This is a genomic window from Streptomyces albus subsp. albus (genome assembly GCF_000719865.1).
In the GTDB taxonomy this organism is placed as follows: Bacteria; Actinomycetota; Actinomycetes; order Streptomycetales; family Streptomycetaceae; genus Streptomyces; species Streptomyces albus_E.
In genome coordinates this window covers 93029-107327 of the sequence record NZ_JOID01000002.1, presented here as the reverse complement: position 1 = coordinate 107327, position 14299 = coordinate 93029, and the positions used below count along the sequence as shown (strand labels likewise).

The window sequence follows — 14299 nt, the reverse complement described above, 5'->3', positions numbered from 1 at the left end:
TCCTCACAGTTCTCGTGCGATGTCGGCGATGAGCTGCCGGGACTGTCCGACATCGAGCGAGACGCTCTCGGCGACGTCCAACAACGCCCGATGCTTTTGGAGTTCAGCATCCGCGTCAAGGTGGTGGCTACCGGAAGGACTGTCCTTCTGCACCGTGTCCAGTTGCGGTACGACACCGACGGCATAGAGCAGCGGCTGGGTGACCTCGATGAACTGCTCGTTGCTGAAAGGGAGCACGCGCACCGTGACAGCTGGCCACTCCGACATTTCCAGCACATGCTCCAGCTGAGCCCTGGCGACCTTCCTTCCGCCGAACCGCATCCTCAGCGCAGCCTCGTGGATGACCGCCTCGTACGGTGGCGGATCGTCACGTTCAAGGACGGCACGCCGCCTCATCCTGTGCTCGACCCGTGCCTCGATCTCCTCACCGGGCAGCGGCGGAATACCGCCCTTGAACAGCGCACGCGCGTAGTCCTCGGTCTGGAGCAGGCCGGGCAGGGAGAGCGTCTGCATCGAGCGCAGGCGAACGGCGTGATGTTCCAGTTCCGCGATGTCCAGAAAGGCCGGAGCGAGGATTCCCCGGTACTCGTCCCACCAGAACTGGCCCCGGTGCTCACGAGACATGGCGCACAGCGCGTCGATCAGGGCCGTGTCAGCACATGAGTAATACACAGCCAGCCGCCGAATGCGCTCCTCGCTCACGCCGATGCGCCCTGACTCGATGTTACTGATCTTCGCCTGGTCCACCCCGAGCAGAGCACCGGCCTCCCGGGCGGGCTTCCCGGCGCGTTCCCGCAGCTTCCTCAACTCTGCGCCCAGGCGCGACTGTCGGGCCGTGGGGTTGTCCCTCGGTGGCATGGGGGCGCTGGTCCTCTCTTCGGGCAACTCCGGCCATGCGCGTACGTATAGCACGAGACCACCCGCGAGGATGAATCCCGCTCTACATACTTGCCCCGGAGAATCCTTGCCCCGTACGGTCCGTGTCCGTGCCGCTACGCATGCCGGTAAATCCGCAGCGCGGCCGGTCCGCCACGCGGGCGGGCAGAGCCACGGTGGCGGGCGTCCGGTGCTCGTCTCTCACCAACTCCACCGACCGGAGGCCCCGTTGAGCACGCCCGTTCTCGTCAGCTCTCACGCCGACGCTCCCGTCCGCTCGTACACCATGCAAGCGCCGAACATCCCCGAGACCGCCAAGGTCGCCCGGGACATGCTCACCGGGCTGCTGACGGTCACCGGGCACACGCCCCTGTTGAGCTGGCGCGGTTGCTCGTCTCGGAGGTCGTCTCGAACGTCCGTCTGCACACGAAGGTGCACCGGCTGACCCTCGAAGCGACCGTGCGGGCGGACCAGTTGCGGGTCTCCGTGCGGGACGATGATCCCTGCGGCATGCCTTGGCCACAGGCGGCGCAAGGGGACGGCACGGCGCCGGAGTCCGCGCCCGAGACGGCCGAGCACGGGCGCGGGCTGCTGCTCGTTCAAGCGTGCGCCGACGCCTGGGGCACCGTCTGGCACGGCGGACGGCCGCCCAGCGGCAAGAGCGTCTGGTTCGAGCTCGTCAACCGGTGCGGGCGGTGAGGAGGGGGAGACGGCACCGCCGGTGGCCGTGGAACCGCGACCGGCGGGTCTCACAGGGCCCGGGCTACGGCCCCGGTCCGCCCCGGCGTCAGCCCCGGTCCGCCGCGATCTGGCGGGCCATGATCGTGGTCAGTTCGTAGGCCGTGTGGGAGGCCGCGACCGAGGTGATCTCCGCGTGGTCGTACGCCGGGGCGACCTCCACCAGGTCGGCCGAGACCAGCCGGCAGTCCGCCAGGCCGCGCAGGATCTCCAGGAGTTCGCGGGAGGTCAGGCCGCCCGCCTCCGGGGTGCCGGTGCCGGGGGCGTGGGCCGGGTCGAGGACGTCGATGTCGATGGAGATGTAGAGCGGGCGGTCGCCGATGCGCTCGCGGAGCTGCTGGGCGACCTCGTCCACGCCGCGCCGCATCACATCGGCGGAGGTGACGATGCCGAAGCCCATCTTCTCGTCGTCGTCCAGGTCCTTCCGGCCGTACAGCGGGCCGCGGATGCCGACGTGCGAGAGGGCCGAGGTGTCGAGGATGCCCTCCTCGACGGCCCGCCGGAACGGGGTGCCGTGGGTGTACTCGGCGCCGAAGTAGGTGTCCCAGGTGTCCAGGTGCGCGTCGAAGTGCAGCAGGGCCACCGGGCCGTGCCGGCGGGCGGCCGCGCGCAGCAGCGGCAGGGCGATGGTGTGGTCGCCGCCGAGGGTCATCATCCGGGCGCCGGTGCCGAGGATGTCGTCGGCCGCGGCCTCGATCGTCTCGACGGCCTCGTTGATGTTGAACGGGTTGGCGGCGATGTCGCCCGCGTCCGCGACCTGCGCCAGCGCGAAGGGAGAGGCGTCCTGCGCGGGGTTGTACGGGCGCAGCAGCCGGGAGGCCTCGCGGATGGCGTTGCCGCCGAAGCGGGCGCCGGGCCGGTAGGAGACGCCGCTGTCGAAGGGCACGCCGACCACCGCGACGTCGGCCGTGCCGCCGACCTCGTCGATCCGGGGCAGCCGCGCGAAGGTGGCGGGCCCGGCGTAGCGCGGGACGCGGGAGGAGTCGACGGGGCCCCAGGGCTGCCCGGCGCGCTTCCCGGCCCCGGCGTCAGGGGCTCCGGCGCCGGTGTCCCGGGTTCCGGCCCCGGCGTCCCCGGCTCCGATGCCCCCGGCCGTCCGGGCTCCGGCTCCGGCGTCCCGGCCCCGGGCCTCGTCCCGGCCCTGGGCCTCGTGCTGGTGGCTGCGGTCGGCTGAGGTCATGCGGGGGGCCTCTGCTCTCGGCGGTCGGATACGGCTGCGGACCCTCCGAGCCTAGGCAGAACGCCGGATTCCGCACATGTACGTTTGCCAGTGGCCCTGCGCGCTATTTGGACACGACGTCCAGCCCGCGTCCGTACGGGTCACAATGGCCGTATGCCGATACCCAGCCCCGCCCCCAACCGTGCCGAGCTGATCGACCACCTCGTCCGTACGCGGATCGCGGGCAATGTGGCCACGCCGCGGGACAACAACCTGTCCCACTACCGCAAGCTCGCCAACGGCGACCGCCACTACTGGCTCGGGCTGGAGCTCGGCGACCGGTGGACCGACGAGCAGGACGTGCTGGCGGTGATGGCGGAGCGCTGCGGCGTCGTGGACGACCCGGAGCACCGCGCCGGCCAGGACACGATCGACCCGACCCTGACGGTGGACGCGCTGGACCGGATGGCCGCCGTGCTGCGGAAGTCCGCCGGCGAGGGGCACCGGGTGCTCTTCGCGACCGGGCATCCGGGCGGGCTGCTGGACGTCCACCGCGCCGTCGCGGCCGGGATGCGGGCGGCGGGCTGCGAGGTCATGGAGATCCCGGGCGGGCTGCGGGCCGACGAGGGGTTTGTCGTCCAGTTCGCCGATGTGGCGGTGCTGGAGCGCGGCGCGACCCTCTGGCACACCCACTCCCCCGCGCCGATGGCGGCGATCCTCGACGCCCTGGAGCACGCGGGGCGGCCCTTGCCGGATCTGGTGGTGGCGGACCACGGCTGGGCGGGCTGCGCGGGGCAGCGCGGCGTCAACGCGGTGGGCTTCGCCGACTGCAACGACCCGGCGCTGTTCCTGGGCGAGGCGGAGGGCACCCTCGCCGTCACCGTCCCGCTGGACGACCACGTCCTCGACCCGCGCTTCTACGACCCGATGACCGCGTATCTGCTGGACGCGGCCGGTCTGTAGCCGGGGAAGGCCGGAGGCGGGGAAAGCGGGGGAAGCCTGGGACGCAGGAGCGGGCGGCACACGGCGGAACGGGAGGGCCGGTGCCCCACGGTCCAGGGCATCGGCCCTCCCGCACCTGTACGGCCCGGACGGGGCCGCCGTCCGTCTCCACGGCGGCCCCGCCGGACCCGGTCACGGGACACCTCACACCCGAGGCACCCGGACCAGCCCTTCTTGGATGACGGTCACCGCGAGGCGGCCGTCGGCGGTATAGATACGGGCCTGTCCCAGTCCCCGTCCGCCGGAGGACGAGGGGCTGCTCTGGTCATACAGCAACCACTCGTCCGCGCGAAAGGGTCTGTGAAACCACATCGCGTGGTCCAGGCTGGCGCCGACCACGTCGCCGACCGCCCAGCCGCCGCGCCCGTGGGCGAGGAGGACCGAGTCGAGCAGCGTCATGTCGGAGACGTAGGTGGCGAGGCAGACGTGCAGCAGCGGAGCGTCGATCTCCCCGCCGAGCTTGCCGTTCGTGCGGAACCACACCTGCGAGCGGGGCTCGCGCGGACCCTGGGCGGCGGTGGCGTACGGCGGCTCGTCGACGTAGCGCAGGTCGACGGCCGAGCGGGCCTCCAGTATCCGTTCCACGACGCCCGGGGAGCTGAAGAGATGCGCGTACTTGGGCAGCAGCTCTTCCGCCTTCGGCAGGCTCTCCGGGTCCGGCGCGGCCGGCATCGGCTCCTGGTGCTCCAGCCCTTCCTCGTGGAGCTGGAAGGAGGCGGAGAGGTGGAAGATCGGCTTGCCGTGCTGCACCGCCACCACGCGGCGGGTGGTGAAGGAGCGGCCGTCGCGGATGCGGTCGACGGTGTAGACGATCGGCGCCCCGGGGTCGCCCGGCCGCAGGAAGTACGCGTGCAGCGAGTGCGCCGGGCGGTCCGGCTCCACCGTGCGGCCCGCGGCGACCAGCGCCTGGGCGGCCACCTGGCCGCCGAAGACGCGGGGGATCACCGCGGGCCGGCTGGCGCCGCGGAAGATGTTCTCCTCGATCCGTTCCAGATCGAGCAGATCGAGGAGACTCCGGAGTGCTTCGCTCATGTCGTCAGTGTGCTCAGCCGCGTGTGAGGGAGGCGGGCCCCGCCGTCACAGCCCCATCGACTTGGCGACGATGGTGCGCATGACCTCGCTGGTGCCGCCGTAGATGCGGTTGACGCGGTTGTCCGCGTAGAGGCGGGCGATCGGGTACTCCATCATGTAGCCGTAACCGCCGTGCAGCTGCAGGCACTTGTCGATGACCTCGGCGGCCTTCTCGGTGCAGAACAGCTTCGCGGAGGCGGCGTCGGCGGCGCTCAGCTCACCGGCGTCGTGGGCGTCGAGGGCGCGGTCGACCACGGCCTCCATGGCGTCCACGTCGGCCTTGCAGTCGGCCAGCACGAACTTGGTGTTCTGGAACGCGGCCACGGGCTTGCCGAAGACCGTGCGGTCCCGGACGTACTCCTTGGCGAAGTTGATGGCCGCGGCGGCCTGCGCGTAGGCGCCCATGGCGATGGCGAGGCGCTCCTGCGGCAGGTTCTGGCCGAGGTAGAGGAAGCCCTTGCCCTCCTCGCCGAGCAGGTCCTCGGCGGGCACCTTGACGTCCGTGAAGGACAGCTCGGCGGTGTCGGAGGTCTTCAGGCCCAGCTTCTCCAGCTTGCGGCCGACCGCGTAGCCCTCGGACTTGGTGTCGACGACGAAGAGGGAGATGCCGGCGCGGCGGTCCTCGGGGTCCAGCGGGGAGGTGCGGGCGCAGACGATGACGCGGTCGGCGTGGACGCCGCCGGTGATGAAGGTCTTGGCGCCGTTGAGGACGTAGTGGGTGCCGTCCTCGGAGAGCTTGGCGGTGGTCTTCATGCCGGCCAGGTCGGAGCCGGTGCCGGGCTCCGTCATGGCGATGGCGAACATCATCTCGCCGGTGACGAACTTCGGCAGCCAGCGCTTCTTCTGCTCATCGGTGGCGTACGCCTGGAGGTACGGCAGGCAGAGGCCGACGTGCACGCTGCTGCCGCCGAAGCTGACGCCGGCGCGGGCGGACTCCTCGGCGATGATCGCCTGGAACTTGAAGCTGTGCTCGCCGGCGCCGCCGTACTCCTCGGGCACCTCGATGCCGAAGATGCCCAGCTCACCGAGCTTGTAGTAGAAGTCGCGCGGGGCCTGGCCGGCCTCCAGCCACTGGTCGTAGACGGGCACGACCTCGGCGGCGATGAAATCGCGAATGGTCTCCCGGAACGCTTCCTGGTCCTCGTTGAACACCGTGCGACGCATCTCCGCACGCCTCCCTCTGCTGAACCCGCTGAACCCGGTGGATGGGCGGACCGGTGCCGGTCCGGGCAAGCCTCACCCGCAGGTATGTCTAAGCGCTTGCTCAGGGAAAGCTACCCGGCGGTTACCCGCACTGTCCAGAGACGTCCGTCACGCCGCACCGGATGCGGCGGCCGGTCGGAGGGCCGCATCGAGGGCCGGGCCGGGCGGACAGGAGCCCGCGCGGGCCCGGACGGAGCCGGGAGGAGGCCGACGGAGGGCGAGGGAATCCGCGCCGCTCAGAAGGCCGGCACGGCCGCGTCGAAGGCCCCGCGCGCAAGCCGGTGCAGCAGCGCCGCCATCGGCTCGCGCCGCGAGAAGGCGCCCGGGGTGCCGAGGTGCGGGGTGGAGTTGAGCAGGCCGAAGACGGCGTGGACGGAGGCGCGGGCCTCGTCCTCGGTGAGGTCCGGGTAGGCGTCGCGCACGACGCCGACCCACAGCTCGACGTACTGCCGCTGGAACTGCCGGACCAGCTTGCGGTCGCTCTCCCGCAGCCGGTCCAGCTCGCGGTCGTGGAGGACGATCAGCGCCCGGTCGTCGAGGGCGAAGTCGATGTGGCCGTCGATGAGCGAGTCCAGGACCGCGCCGGGCGGCCCGGCCGCCTCGGCGACCCGGCGCCGGCCGCCGTGCAGCAGCCGGCTGCTGATGCCGACCAGCAGTTCGGCGAGCATCGCCTCCTTGCCGGGGAAGTGGCGGTACAGACCGGGGCCGCTGATGCCGACGGCCGCCCCTATCTCGTCCACACCGACGCCGTGGAAGCCGCGCTCCGCGAAGAGGCGCGCGGCCTCCCGGAGGATCTGCTCGCGGCGGCTGGGGGCCGCACCCGGGGCGGCGGCGGAGGGAGTCATGAAGCCATTCTAGACAAGGGGGGTTAGCGCTCGTTAACCTGAGACGCACGTTAACGCTCATTAACACCGCCGGGGACCGGCGGCCCCACCGCGCGGGGCCCACACCGCACGGCACCGCCGCACACGGCGGCACGTGAGCAGCGACACAGCAGTGAGAACAGCACTGAGAACAGCACTGACCGAGCAAGGGAGCTCGACCATGCAGCAGGCACCCGTGCTGAGGAGCGCCGCCGATCCGGCCTCCGCGGCCTGGCGGGCCAACGAGGCGGCGCACCGCGAGCTGGCGGCGGAGCTGCGGGAGCGGCTGGCCGCGGCCCGGCTGGGCGGCGGCGAGAAGGCCCGCGCCCGGCACACCGCCCGCGGCAAGCTGCTCCCCCGGGACCGGGTGGACGCCCTGCTCGACCCGGGCTCGCCGTTCCTGGAGCTGGCCCCGCTGGCGGCCGAGGGCCTGTACGGCGGCGCGGCCCCGGCGGCCGGGGTGATCGCGGGCATCGGGCGGGTCTCCGGCCGCGAGGTCGTGATCGTCGCCAACGACGCCACCGTCAAGGGCGGCACGTACTACCCGATGACGGTGAAGAAGCACCTCCGCGCCCAGGAGGTGGCGCTGGAGAACCGGCTGCCCTGCCTCTACCTGGTCGACTCCGGCGGCGCCTTCCTGCCCCTGCAGGACGAGGTCTTCCCGGACCGCGAGCACTTCGGCCGGATCTTCTACAACCAGGCCCGGATGTCCGGCGCCGGCATCCCGCAGATCGCGGCGGTGCTGGGCTCCTGCACGGCTGGCGGGGCGTACGTCCCGGCGATGAGCGACGAGGCCGTCATCGTGCGCGGCCAGGGCACGATCTTCCTCGGCGGCCCGCCGCTGGTGAAGGCCGCCACCGGCGAGGTCGTCACGGCCGAGGAGCTGGGCGGCGGCGAGGTGCACTCCCGGGTCTCCGGGGTCACCGACCATCTCGCGGAGGACGACGCCCACGCGCTGCGCATCACCCGCACCATCGTCTCCACGCTGCCGGACCGCGGGTCGCTGCCCTGGTCCGTGGAGCCGGTCGAGGATCCGGCGGTGGACCCGGCCGGGCTCTACGGCGCCGTCCCCGCCGACTCCCGCACCCCGTACGACGTCCGCGAGGTGATCGCGCGGATCGCGGACGGCTCGCGCTTCGCCGAGTTCAAGGCGGAGTACGGCCAGACGCTGGTCACCGGCTTCGCCCGGATCCACGGCCACCCGGTCGGCATCGTGGCGAACAACGGCATCCTGTTCTCCGAATCCGCCCAGAAGGGCGCCCACTTCATCGAGCTGTGCGACCAGCGCGGCATCCCGCTGCTCTTCCTGCAGAACATCTCCGGCTTCATGGTCGGCCGGGACTACGAGGCCGGCGGCATCGCCAAGCACGGCGCCAAGATGGTCACCGCCGTCGCCTGCACCCGGGTACCCAAGCTGACGGTGGTGATAGGCGGTTCCTACGGCGCGGGCAACTACTCCATGTGCGGCAGGGCCTATTCGCCGCGGTTCCTGTGGATGTGGCCCAACGCCAAGATCTCCGTGATGGGCGGCGAGCAGGCGGCCTCCGTGCTGGCCACCGTCAAGCGCGACCAGTTGGAGGCGCGCGGCGAGGAGTGGTCCGCGAAGGACGAGGAGGCGTTCCGCGCCCCCATCCGCGAGCAGTACGACACCCAGGGCAACGCCTACTACGCCACCGCCCGGCTCTGGGACGACGGCGTGATCGACCCGCTGGAGACCCGCCAGGTCCTGGGCCTCGCCCTCACCGCCTGCGCCAACGCGCCGCTGCCGCAGCGGGACCCCTCCGCGCCGGGCTACGGCGTCTTCCGGATGTGACGGGCGACGGACGAGATGACAACGGAGATGACGATGTTCGAGTCCGTACTGGTCGCCAACCGGGGCGAGATCGCGGTCCGCGTGATCCGCACCCTGCGCCGGCTGGGCGTGCGGTCGGTCGCCGTGTTCAGCGACGCCGACGCGGGAGCCCGCCATGTGCGGGAGGCCGACACGGCCGTCCGGATCGGCCCCACGGCCGCCGCGGAGAGCTATCTGTCGGTGGAGCGGCTGCTCGACGCGGCCGCCCGCAGCGGAGCGCGTGCCATCCACCCCGGCTACGGCTTCCTCGCCGAGAACGCCGCCTTCGCCCGCGCCTGCGAGGAGGCGGGCCTGGTCTTCATCGGCCCTCCCCCGGGCGCGATCGAGCTGATGGGCGACAAGATCCGCGCCAAGGAGACCGTCCGGGCCGCCGGAGTGCCGGTCGTCCCCGGCTCCTCCGGCAGCGGCCTCACCGACGCCGAACTGGCGTCCGCCGCCCGGGAGATCGGCATGCCCGTGCTGCTCAAGCCCTCGGCGGGCGGCGGCGGCAAGGGCATGCGGCTGGTCCGCTCCGAGGAGGTGCTCGCCGAGGAGATCGCCGCCGCCCGGCGCGAGGCGCGCGGCTCCTTCGGCGACGACACCCTGCTGGTGGAGCGGTGGATCGACCGCCCCCGGCACATCGAGATCCAGCTGCTGGCCGACGGCCACGGCAACGTGGTGCACCTCGGCGAGCGCGAGTGCTCCCTCCAGCGCCGCCACCAGAAGATCGTCGAGGAGGCCCCCAGCCCGCTGCTCGACGAGGCCACCCGGGCCGCCATGGGCGAGGCCGCCGTGCAGGCAGCCCGCTCCTGCGGCTACCGGGGAGCGGGCACCGTCGAGTTCATCGTCCCGGGCAACGATCCCTCCGCGTACTACTTCATGGAGATGAACACCCGCCTCCAGGTCGAGCACCCCGTGACCGAACTCGTCACCGGCCTGGACCTGGTGGAGTGGCAGCTGCGGGCCGCCGCCGGGGAGCCGCTCGGCTTCACCCAGCAGGACATCCGGCTCACCGGGCACGCGGTCGAGGCCCGGCTCTGCGCGGAGACCGCCCGCGCGGCGGACGGCGGCCGGGTGGACTTCCTGCCCTCCGCCGGCACGGTCCGCCTGCTCAGCGAACCGGCGGGCGAGGGCGTCCGGGTGGACTCCGGCCTCTCCGCCGGCACCGAGGTCGGCACGGCCTACGACCCGATGCTCGCCAAGATCATCGCTCATGGCCCGGACCGCGCCACCGCCCTGCGGCGGCTGCGCGCCGCCCTCGCCGCGACGGACGTCCTCGGGGTGGACACCAACGCCGGCTTCCTGCGCCGGCTGCTGGCCCACCCGGAGGTCGTCTCCGGCGAGATGGACACCGGTCTCGTCGACCGCGACGCGGCCTCGCTGCTGCGGCCGTCCGTGCCGGCGGAGGTGTACGCGGCAGCGGCGCTGCTCCGCCATGCCGCCCTGGCGGCGGGCGGCGGTACGGCGGCGGGCCGCGGCCCGGGCGGGGCCGGGGCGCCGGGTGGCGGGGCCGGGGCGCCGGGCACGGCGGCCGGCGGCGGCCCGGGGAGCCACGCGGACTCCGCGGGCGGCGCCGATCCCGCCTCGCCCGGCGGACGTCCGGGCTGGACGGACCCGTTCTCCGTGCCGAGCGGCTGGCGGCTGGGCGGCGTACCGGCCTGGACCCCGCACCCGGTCAGGATCCCCGGCCATGAGCCGGTGACCGTCCACGTCCGGGGCCCGCTGCACGACGCGGAGGTCCGTATCGAGGAGCAGGCCGTCGCCCCGGCGGGGGCCATACCCGGGCCCGCCGGAGCCGGGTCCACGGGGACCGCCCCCGCCGGGGGGCCGTCCGGTGCCGTCCGGGCCCGGCTCGTGCCCGCGGACGGCGGACCGTCCGCGTCCGGCCGGCTGCTGCTGGAGTACGCGGGCGTCACCCACGCCTTCCAGCAGGCGCCCGACGGCGCCGGAGGGCACTGGCTGGGCCGGGACGGCGACGCCTGGCACGCCACCGCCCACGACCCCGTGGCCGCCGCCCTGCGCGGCGGCGCGGGCGCCGGGCACGCCGGGGCGCTCACCGCCCCGATGCCCGGCACCGTCACCGTCGTCAAGGCGGCCGTCGGTGACGCGGTCACCGCCGGGCAGAGCCTGCTGGTCGTGGAGGCGATGAAGATGGAGCACGTCATCGCCGCCCCGCACGACGGCATCGTCGCCGAGCTGGACGTGACGGCCGGCAGCACCGTCGCCATGGACCAGGTCCTGGCCGTCGTCGCACCGCACGAGCCGGACGGTGCCGGGCCGGACGGCCCGGCCGCCGCGATCACCGAGGAGGCGAGCGATGTCCCTTCCTGACGGACTCCCCATGACCGTCCCCGCCCCCGGCCTGCCCGCGCGGGTCCGGATCCATGAAGTGGGCCCCCGGGACGGCCTGCAGAACGAGCAGGCCGTCGTGCCGGTCGAGATCAAGGCCGAGTTCATCAGGCGGCTGGCCGCGACCGGGCTCGACACCATCGAGGCGACGAGCTTTGTCCACCCCCGGTGGGTCCCCCAACTGGCCGACGCCGAGCAGCTGATGCCCCTGCTCGGCGGCCCGGAGCTGGCCGCCGGGACGCGGCTGCCCGTGCTCGTCCCCAACGACCGCGGGCTGGAGCGGGCGCTGGCGCTCGGGGTGCGGGAAGTCGCCGTCTTCGGCAGCGCCACCGAGTCCTTCGCCAAGGCCAATCTCAACCGGACGGTGGAGGAGTCCCTCGCCATGTTCGAGCCGGTGGTCGCCAAGGCCGCTGCGGCGGGCCTGCGCGTGCGCGGCTACCTCTCCATGTGCTTCGGCGACCCCTGGGAAGGCGCGGTTCCCGTCGACCAGGTGGTCAGGGTCAGCCGGCAGCTGCTGGACCTCGGCTGCGACGAGCTGAGCCTCGGCGACACCATCGGGGTTGCCACCCCGGGCCATGTGGCGGCGCTGCTGACGGCGCTCGGCGCGGCCGGGGTGCCCGCCGGACGGCTCGCCGTCCACTTCCACGACACCTACGGCCAGGCCCTGGCCAACACCCTTGCCGCCCTCCAACAGGGCGTCACCACCGTCGACGCCTCCGCGGGCGGCCTCGGCGGCTGCCCCTACGCGAAGAGCGCCACCGGGAACCTCGCCACCGAGGACCTGGTCTGGATGCTGCACGGCCTCGGCATCGAGACCGGGGTCGATCTCGGCCGTCTCACCGCCACCAGCGTGTGGATGGCCGCCCACCTGGGCCGACCCAGCCCGTCCCGCACCGTCCGTGCCCTCGCCGGCACCCCCTCCCACCAGGAGAGCTGAAAGCCATGCCGATCGACCACCGCCTCACCCCCGAGCACGAGGAACTCCGGCGCACCGTCGAGGAGTTCGCCCACGACGTCATCGCCCCGAAGATCGGCGAGTTCTACGAGAACCATGAGTTCCCGTACGAGATCGTCCGCGAGATGGGCCGGATGGGCCTCTTCGGCCTGCCCTTCCCGGAGGAGTACGGCGGGATGGGCGGCGACTACCTCGCCCTCGGCCTGGTCCTGGAGGAGCTGGCCCGGGTGGACTCCTCGATCGCCATCACCCTCGAAGCGGGGGTCTCCCTCGGCGCCATGCCCGTCTACCGCTTCGGCACCGAGGAGCAGAAGCGGGAGTGGCTGCCCCGGATGTGCTCCGGCGAGATCCTGGGCGCCTTCGGCCTGACGGAGCCGGAGTGCGGCTCGGACGCCGGCGGCACCCGCACCACCGCGGTCCGCGACGGCGACGAGTGGGTGATCAACGGTTCCAAGTGCTTCATCACCAACTCCGGCACCGACATCACCGGTCTCGTCACGGTCACCGCCGTCACCGGCCGCAAGCCGGACGGCCGCCCCGAGATCTCCTCGATCATCGTGCCCTCCGGCACCCCCGGCTTCACTGTCGCGGCCCCGTACTCCAAGGTCGGCTGGAACGCCTCGGACACCCGGGAACTGGCCTTCTCCGACGTCCGGGTCCCGGCCGCCAACCTCCTCGGCGAGGAGGGGCGCGGCTACGCCCAGTTCCTCCGGATACTCGACGAGGGCCGCATCGCGATCTCGGCCCTGGCCACCGGTCTCGCCCAGGGCTGCCTGGACGAGTCCGTGTCCTACGCCAAGACCCGCAGGGCCTTCGGTAAGCCGATCGGCGACAACCAGGCGATCCAGTTCAAGCTGGCCGACATGGAGATGCGCGCCCACACCGCCCGCCTGGCCTGGCGCGACGCGGCCTCCCGGCTGCTGGCCGGCGAGCCCTTCAAGAAGGAGGCGGCCCTGGCCAAGCTGTACTCCTCGGAGATCGCCGTCACCAACGCCCGCGAGGCCACCCAGATCCACGGCGGCTACGGCTTCATGAACGAGTACCCGGTGGCCCGGATGTGGCGCGACTCCAAGATCCTGGAGATCGGCGAGGGCACGAGCGAGGTCCAGCGCATGCTGATCGCCCGCGAACTGGGCTTCGCCTCCTGAGCCGAAGCCGGCCGCCGGCTCCGCCTCCCCGCCGGCACGACGTGCCCGGTCCGGGACTCCGGGCAGCCCGCCCGGAGTCCCGGACCGGGCAGCCGCGAGTCCCGGGAGGCCCTCGGCTTCCCCTGGCCGGAGTGAGGATCGCGGCGCCTGCCGGCGGGGCGGGGCCCGAGCGGGCTCCGGTCGATACCCGGACGGGCCCGGGCCGTATGCCGGGTTCCGCGGCCGGCCGGGACCGGCGGCCTACGGCCGGCCGGCGCTCTTGTGGAAGACCAGGAGGTATCTCCAGAAGAGGAGTCTGCGGAGGGTGGCCCCGGGCAGCAGTTCGGAGGCTTCCCACCGGATCTCGGCCAGGGACATCGACGGCTGCTTCACCGGCGCCCGGATGGCCGGGGCCTCGCTCGGCGTAATTCCGCTCGGCCCGGTTCCGCTCGGCTTGGGGCCGGGGCCGCCGGGACCAGGGCCGGGGCCGCCGCCCGCCGGGCGGAGCGTCTCCGCCGCGTGGACCGTGAGCCGTGCGACCGCGTTCGCCGGGACGGCGGCGAGGCTCCACGCATGGTCCGCCGGTGACGTCGCCCGGTAGCAGCCGAGGATCAGCAGCACGCCGCCAGGGGCCAAGGCGTCACGCAGTGCGGCGACGGTGCCGAAAGGCATGTGGTGGATGCTCGCCAGGCAGGAGATGACGTCGTAGTGGTCGGCGGGGAGCGGGGTCCGGGTGATGTCCGCCCGGCGGAAGCGGGGTTCGGGCCGCCCGCCCCCGCCACCGTCGCCGCGATCTTCCCCGCCCTCGCTTCCGGGCCCGGACCGCGCCCGGGCGGCTTCGACCACCTCCGCGTCCGGGTCCACCGCGTCCACGGCGATACCCCGGTCCGCGAGTCTGCGGGCGAAGCGGCCGGTCCCGCAGCCGACATCCAGCGCGGTACGGCTGCCGCCGGGCACATGGCTCACCAGCAGGCGGTGGTAGTGGTCGTTGTGGTCGAACGGCACGGGTCCAGGCTGCCAGTTGCCCGCGGCCGGTTCGCCCGTTCCCTGTTCCCTGTTCCCTGTACCCCCGTTCCGCGTTCCCGGGTCGGCCGTTCCCCGGTCCGCAGTTGCCGGTTGGCCGGT

General features: G+C 73.0%; 12 protein-coding genes. 6 read left to right on the top strand and 6 right to left on the bottom strand.

Annotation, left to right across the window (positions count from 1 at the left end):
• Positions 1–3: 3 nt before the first annotated feature.
• The gene (locus IF83_RS0102740) at positions 4–858 is read right to left on the bottom strand and encodes a helix-turn-helix domain-containing protein (RefSeq protein WP_030542383.1); all 855 of its coding nucleotides are present in this window, start codon (positions 856–858) and stop codon (positions 4–6) included.
• A gap of 405 nt (positions 859–1263) precedes the next feature.
• Between IF83_RS0102740 and IF83_RS34500 the strand changes: the two genes are divergently transcribed.
• Positions 1264–1575: an ATP-binding protein gene (locus tag IF83_RS34500; RefSeq protein ID WP_051722386.1), complete on the top strand. Its 312-nt coding sequence runs from the start codon at positions 1264–1266 to the stop codon at positions 1573–1575.
• Between the two features lie 88 nt (positions 1576–1663).
• Here the strand turns inward: IF83_RS34500 and speB are convergent, their stop codons facing one another.
• Entirely contained in the window at positions 1664–2794 is a 1131-nt protein-coding gene (gene speB / locus IF83_RS0102725) for an agmatinase (RefSeq protein ID WP_244176787.1), read from the bottom strand.
• 153 nt (positions 2795–2947) lie between these two features.
• Here speB and IF83_RS0102720 point away from each other — a divergent pair, with 153 nt between their 5' ends.
• Positions 2948–3736, top strand: coding sequence for a phosphatase (locus IF83_RS0102720; RefSeq protein WP_030542380.1), 789 nt, complete (start codon positions 2948–2950; stop codon positions 3734–3736).
• Positions 3737–3919: 183 nt separating this feature from the next.
• Here the strand turns inward: IF83_RS0102720 and IF83_RS0102715 are convergent, their stop codons facing one another.
• The 3 genes from IF83_RS0102715 to IF83_RS0102705 form a co-directional block, all read right to left on the bottom strand.
• Positions 3920–4807, bottom strand: coding sequence for an acyl-CoA thioesterase (locus IF83_RS0102715; RefSeq protein ID WP_030542379.1), 888 nt, complete (start codon positions 4805–4807; stop codon positions 3920–3922).
• A gap of 45 nt (positions 4808–4852) precedes the next feature.
• A complete protein-coding gene (locus tag IF83_RS0102710; protein WP_030542378.1) occupies positions 4853–6010 on the bottom strand; it encodes an acyl-CoA dehydrogenase family protein in 1158 nt (385 codons plus the stop codon).
• Positions 6011–6285: 275 nt separating this feature from the next.
• Positions 6286–6894, bottom strand: coding sequence for an SACE_7040 family transcriptional regulator (locus IF83_RS0102705; protein ID WP_030542377.1), 609 nt, complete (start codon positions 6892–6894; stop codon positions 6286–6288).
• 199 nt (positions 6895–7093) lie between these two features.
• On the opposite strand from IF83_RS0102705, the gene IF83_RS0102700 reads away from it, so the two are divergent.
• The 4 genes from IF83_RS0102700 to IF83_RS0102685 are packed head-to-tail and all read left to right on the top strand — an operon-like array spanning position 7094 to position 13195.
• Positions 7094–8725, top strand: a complete 1632-nt coding sequence (locus tag IF83_RS0102700; RefSeq protein WP_030542376.1) for a carboxyl transferase domain-containing protein — start codon at positions 7094–7096, stop codon at positions 8723–8725.
• Between the two features lie 33 nt (positions 8726–8758).
• Complete coding sequence (locus IF83_RS29770; RefSeq protein WP_037678377.1) at positions 8759–11074, top strand: acetyl/propionyl/methylcrotonyl-CoA carboxylase subunit alpha; 2316 nt, start codon at positions 8759–8761, stop codon at positions 11072–11074.
• Positions 11061–12029 carry a hydroxymethylglutaryl-CoA lyase gene (locus tag IF83_RS0102690; RefSeq protein ID WP_030542374.1) on the top strand — a complete coding sequence of 323 codons (969 nt, stop codon included), beginning with the start codon at positions 11061–11063 and terminating at the stop codon, positions 12027–12029. The genes IF83_RS29770 and IF83_RS0102690 overlap by 14 nt, the downstream gene beginning before the upstream one ends.
• A 5-nt stretch (positions 12030–12034) precedes the next feature.
• Positions 12035–13195 carry an acyl-CoA dehydrogenase family protein gene (locus IF83_RS0102685; RefSeq protein WP_030542373.1) on the top strand — a complete coding sequence of 387 codons (1161 nt, stop codon included), beginning with the start codon at positions 12035–12037 and terminating at the stop codon, positions 13193–13195.
• Positions 13196–13435: 240 nt separating this feature from the next.
• Here IF83_RS0102685 and IF83_RS0102680 read toward each other — a convergent pair whose 3' ends face one another.
• The gene (locus tag IF83_RS0102680) at positions 13436–14179 is read right to left on the bottom strand and encodes a class I SAM-dependent methyltransferase (protein ID WP_030542372.1); all 744 of its coding nucleotides are present in this window, start codon (positions 14177–14179) and stop codon (positions 13436–13438) included.
• Positions 14180–14299: the final 120 nt, after the last annotated feature.